The organism is Synechococcus sp. Cruz CV12-2-Slac-r (genome assembly GCF_024346075.1).
Lineage (GTDB): Bacteria > Cyanobacteriota > Cyanobacteriia > PCC-6307 > Cyanobiaceae > Synechococcus_D.
The window spans coordinates 1-5098 of the sequence record NZ_JAGQEK010000114.1 but is presented as its reverse complement, the minus strand read 5'-3'; the positions used below and the strand labels follow the sequence as shown (position 1 = coordinate 5098).

Sequence of the window (5098 nt, the reverse complement as noted above, 5' to 3'; positions counted from 1 at the left end):
GGGGTTACTACAATTACGAGTTCAGATTTACGGCGCCCGGTATTTGTTTTTCTAAAAAACTGACCAAAGAATGGCAAATCCCCTAGCACGGGCCATTTACTAGCTATTGCTGCATCTGATTCTTGAATTACACCCGTAAGGAATAAAGTTTGGCCATCTCTTAGACGCACCCTCCCTGAATCAAGGCTGCGTTTAACAATATTGCTTATGGCCACATCAGCGCCGCCAACACTAAGGGTGCCAGCTGGTACAGGAATAGATGCCTGAGGTGTCATCCGAAGTGTAATAAAACCATTGTCATCTATTTTTTCTGCCTGCACTTCAAGGGTAAGGCCCGCATTCTCACGCGTAGTTGTGCTTGTTGTAGTATTGTTTGCATTATTAGTAACTTGCACATTAGTAATTACGCTAGTAATTGCTTCTACTTTTGCCTTTTCACCTTCTTGAACCAGCAAAGTGGGATCCGCAAGGGTTTTTGTGTTTCTACTTTGAATAGTAGCCGAGAGATAATCAACCAAACCATTTGGATATTTCATATTATTTGGAACAGCCGGATTGCCGGGTTTTTCCAAAATATTATATCCGGTTACAGCTCCAGTTGCGCTAACAATTGGTTCTAAAGTAAATTCAGAAACTCCTAAACCAGGTTGTCCTGGATTATCAAATGATCCGAATCCTGGCCTGGCAAACTGATATCCGCCACCCGGCTTTGGCAACAAATTTCCCTCAAACGGAGTTGATCCGTCAATTTTATTTTGAAAGAGTTGTTTACTATTAGGAAAACCAAAAGGGGTTACTGCTGTTAGTGGTGTACCACTGCCATCAAACTTGCCCGATCCCAAACCTTTTCCAGGAGGCTTTAAGGTGCCAAAATTTATCAACGCTTGCCCCGAATCATTAACTATAAAAGTATTACCAATACGCGTTGAGAAGCTATTATCTATTGACGTCGCATTATCAAGATCAATGTTTAATATTTTAACATTAACTGCCACCTGGCGTTTGCGCAGATCTAATTGCTTCAAGTATCCCTCTGCAACACTCACGAGATAAGATCCGCCGATTAAAGTAATTGTGCCTAAACGTTTATCAGTAGTACCAATTAAGCCCTTTAATGGACCTTGGGGTGCACCAAAACTTTCAATTACGGTTTGAGTAGAAGTGCTGGATGTGCTTGCTGATGCGTTTGCTGTTGATACGCCTGTAGATGATGATTCATTTGATGTTGATGTAATTGTATTGGTTTTAGTAATAGTTGCACCTAAATTAGCTAAATAATCCGCTGCCCCTTCCGGTGAAACCTGGTTCAAGCGATATACCTTTGAAACTTGATTGCCGATCGTTTTAGCAAGCACATTTAAGCCCACCACCACCGTGCGTTCCTCCAGCTTTGCCTGCAATCCAGAACTCAACAACACAAAATTAAAGGCTCGCTCAAGAGGTTCCCGTTGAAATGCCACCGTTACTAATCCGCTGCCAGGCGGCAATTGTGATCCAGTAGAACCACTAGATGTATTTGCCCCCACATCTGCAAATGCAAAGTTATAGCCACCCATCTGGGCAAGAAGCATCAACACATCCCTAGCGCTGGCATTACGGGTGGTGAGTGTTACCGGAGGCCCTTTTAATGCCACATAACTTGGGTTCCTTAACAGCATCGTGCCCACCGCCATATCACCTACCGGTGGTGCATAGGCCCTTTGCTTTAAAGGCGGCACAAAATTTGAAACCGGCACCTGGCCCGGGGTGCGGATGTTGTAACTACCAGCCACCTGTTGCGGCAATGTTTGGGCTGCAAATGTGAGCCGCACCGATTGGCCATCATCTGTAACTACCGGTTTTGGTACCCCACGCCCTTGCACCGGTTGCACCCGCAATACAAAACGATTACCGCCGCCATCAAGTTCCACCGATGCAAAGCCCACATCAGCTAAAGACAATTGCCTGATCCCAGCTGCTAATTCCGTTGCCTGGCTAGTTGTTACCTCAATCTCAAGCCCTGCACCCTGTTGCCCCATCCTGATTTCTGGATTTGATCCCATCCCCATCAACACCAGCTGCACACTGCCCGGGCTGCGTATCACCTTTAAATCTGCTGGAATGCCCGCCCAGGCAGGTATCCCCAACAACAAGCCAAGGCTGCTGGCTAAAAAGCTGCGCGCTGCATTCATTGCGATTAGATATCAGCATGATAATAATAACTAGATAATCAGCAATTCACCAGCATTTATTTACGGCTGTAAGCTGCTAATGTAAACTTAAGCTTAGTTTGCGTTTGCACCTGGCCCGCCTCCAGCGATAGATCACTAATTACAAGTAATGGAGTAACCCATTCTAGCTGCCTTAAAAACATTAATAAGCCTTGATAACTACCTTTTACCACCATTAGCTTTTGCTCTTTTTTTACCCCTTCCCCCAGTAAAGGATCACCACTTGCCACTGGGGCGCCAGGAGACACGGCAACTGGAGCAGCAGTGCTGGTTTGCGGTTCATAGCTTTCTAAATTCACCCCTGCTTTTGCTGCTTCCACACTTAATTGGCTTAATAGCGTTGCTAATGAACGATCACCTGCCACCAATTGCAACAGCTTCATTTTTTGAGCCTTTGAGCGGGCTTGTTGTTGAAATAAACGTCCCTGGGCGCGCACCACTTCAGCGAGTGCATCTCGTTTTGTGATCCGTTCTTTTTCCAACTTATCTAGTTCTTGCAACGTTCCAGCCAATGGCACTAAAGCCAATCCAGCAATTACAGCTGCCACCACCACCCCCGCCAGCACCGGCAATAGCAGCAAAGCCCGTTCTGGTGTTACAAGCGCCAGCCCCGTTGCTTTTTGTTCCGGTTGAAAATTTGTCATGGCAGTAACCCCATCTGCTTAATCGCTTCTACCCGCGCCGCCATTCCTAATGAACCCAAAGGCTTTAGTTGTTGCAACAGTAGATACGGCTTTTGCGGTTTTGTGTTATCAAAATCAGCTATTAATTCAAAATTAACCACTGCTTGCTCTTCATTATCTTTGGATTTTGTTTGTTCTTGTTGTGCTTTTTTTAATTGCACCGGTTTTTTAAAAAATAATGATTTTTCCATCGCTAATTGCAAAGCATTAATACGCACAAAACCTGCTGGCATTGCCGCCTTACCTTTCAAACTAAAACTACCGCTATCAGCTTTTACTGTTTGCATTTGCAAATCTTGGGGCGTTATTGCTGCTAATTCCGCCAATAGCGCAGAGGAAGATCGCACCGCTAATAAACCATCTACCAATACAAGATTGGCCTGATTTAATTTCAATACCTTCATCTCTAACTGGGTATTTTCCTGTTGCAGCTTGTCGTGCTGGCTTGCAGCCGGCTCCAGCGCCACCACCGATGCCTGCAGCACCTGCTGCCGCCAAAACATCCCTGCCCCCACCAGCAATACCAAAGCCAATGGCACCAGCCCATAGGCGCCACCTTTCCATAGCAATTGCCGCGGCGATATCAGCGGTTTAGGGCTAATCCCTAACTCCTCCCGCCGTTGCCGCAGCAGATCTACCTGCAGGTGTTCAACCATCCGCTACGCGTTGCGCCGTGCCTATGAGGCCGGCGAATGCTGCATCTGTCAATGGATCGCCACTACCAATGGCACGTAATGGCGCTAATTGAAGCCAACCATTACCGCCCTCCAGCAGCTGTTCAGCGAGCCCTGGCTGCAGCAATTCACAACCCATTAGCCAGACCGGCTGATCATGAAATTGGCTCATCACTGCTAATTCAGCCAATAACTTCGCGCTGTTAGCTACGCCTGCCGGCCCTAAACGCTGGCGATAAAAAGGTTTGCCCTTTTGCATCCAGGTGAAATGGGATGCATTGGTTTGGAGATCAAGCAGCAAGCAATCAGGCGCAGCAGGATCACCAAACTGAATGCCAAGGGCCCGCAACTGCGCTATTTCCGCCACTTCAAGGAAATCAAGTTCCAAATCAGCAATTGCAAAAACCTCAATCCAGCGATCAATCGTTTGGCATTTATTCAAAAGTGCCATCCATTCACCGGGTTCCGCTAACGGCATTAACGCCAAGTTCTGATCCACTCCAGCTAGGGCTAATTGCTGCGCTTTTAATGGCGCCGTTGGCTCCAGCCGCAACATGCGCCATTCCGTTTCACCACTAGGCAGCAAAGCAGCTGCAGCCCTTAAATTCAAACCCGCCTGCAGCACCAGATCACCTAATAAATCACCCACCGCCGCTGGATTTTGCGGGATCCCATCCAGCACTAAACCCTCTGGTAGGGGTGCCACTGTTGCTGAAATAGCACCTGGGGCCCATAGGGCTAAACAACGATCGTTGATTTCTACCGCCGCCAACCCCCAGCGATTTAGCCGCCGCCATAGGGGTGCAACCGTTGCAAATGGATCACTGAGCAGGGTTCCGAGCACCGCAATAAAAGCAACACCTCTTCAAGATTCCCCCCTCTGCCACGGCAATTCAGATCCCACCGCTGCTTGGATTGAACTCAAGCCATAAAAATCCAGTTGTTGTTGCAAACCTTCCAAAATCCAAGGCACTAATTCAGGGCCGCGATAAATCCAACCGGTATAAAGCTGCACCAAGCTTGCCCCCGCTGCAATCCGCTCCCAGGCGGTTTCAGCGCTATCTATGCCGCCCACCCCAATCAACGGCAGCTGCGGCCCGGCATTAGCCCGCAGGCAGCGCAATACCTGCAGCGCCCTTGCCCGCAATGGCACACCGCTTAAACCCCCCGCCTCATCTTTTAAACAACGGCCGGTTTGGGGCAGCACGCGATCAGCTAAATCAAAACGATCCAGGCTGGTATTTGTAGCGATTACCGCAGCTAGGCCTTCCTCATAGGCCAGGCGCGCAACCGCTGCAATCGCAGCATCTTCTAGATCCGGTGCAATCTTCACCAGCAGCGGCGGGCATGCAGGTTGGCAACGCAGCCGTTCTACCAATTGCCGCAACAGGGTTTCATCCTGTAATTGGCGTAAACCAGGTGTATTTGGAGAAGACACATTAATAACTACGTAATCAGCAAAAGCTGCCAATTGCTCCAGTGATGCGGCGTAGTCGCAGGCGGCACGCTCCAATGGCACCAGCTTTGATTT

The 5098-nt window shown here is 48.4% G+C and carries 5 protein-coding genes; all 5 read right to left on the bottom strand.

Annotated elements, in window-relative coordinates; all coding sequences use genetic code 11:
• On the bottom strand, positions 1-2171 hold a 2171-nt coding region (locus tag KB557_RS08735; RefSeq protein WP_255133322.1), incomplete at its 3' end, for a type II and III secretion system protein.
• A gap of 56 nt (positions 2172-2227) precedes the next feature.
• Entirely contained in the window at positions 2228-2854 is a 627-nt protein-coding gene (locus KB557_RS08730) for a hypothetical protein (protein WP_255133320.1), read from the bottom strand.
• Positions 2851-3549, bottom strand: coding sequence for a PilN domain-containing protein (locus KB557_RS08725; protein WP_255133318.1), 699 nt, complete (start codon positions 3547-3549; stop codon positions 2851-2853). The genes KB557_RS08730 and KB557_RS08725 overlap by 4 nt, the downstream gene beginning before the upstream one ends.
• On the bottom strand, positions 3542-4411 hold the full coding sequence (locus KB557_RS08720) for a hypothetical protein (protein WP_255133316.1): 870 nt from the start codon (positions 4409-4411) through the stop codon (positions 3542-3544). The genes KB557_RS08725 and KB557_RS08720 overlap by 8 nt, the downstream gene beginning before the upstream one ends.
• A gap of 21 nt (positions 4412-4432) precedes the next feature.
• Positions 4433-5098, bottom strand: a 666-nt coding sequence (gene pyrD, locus KB557_RS08715; protein ID WP_255133314.1) for a dihydroorotate dehydrogenase (quinone), incomplete at its 5' end; no start/stop codon positions are given.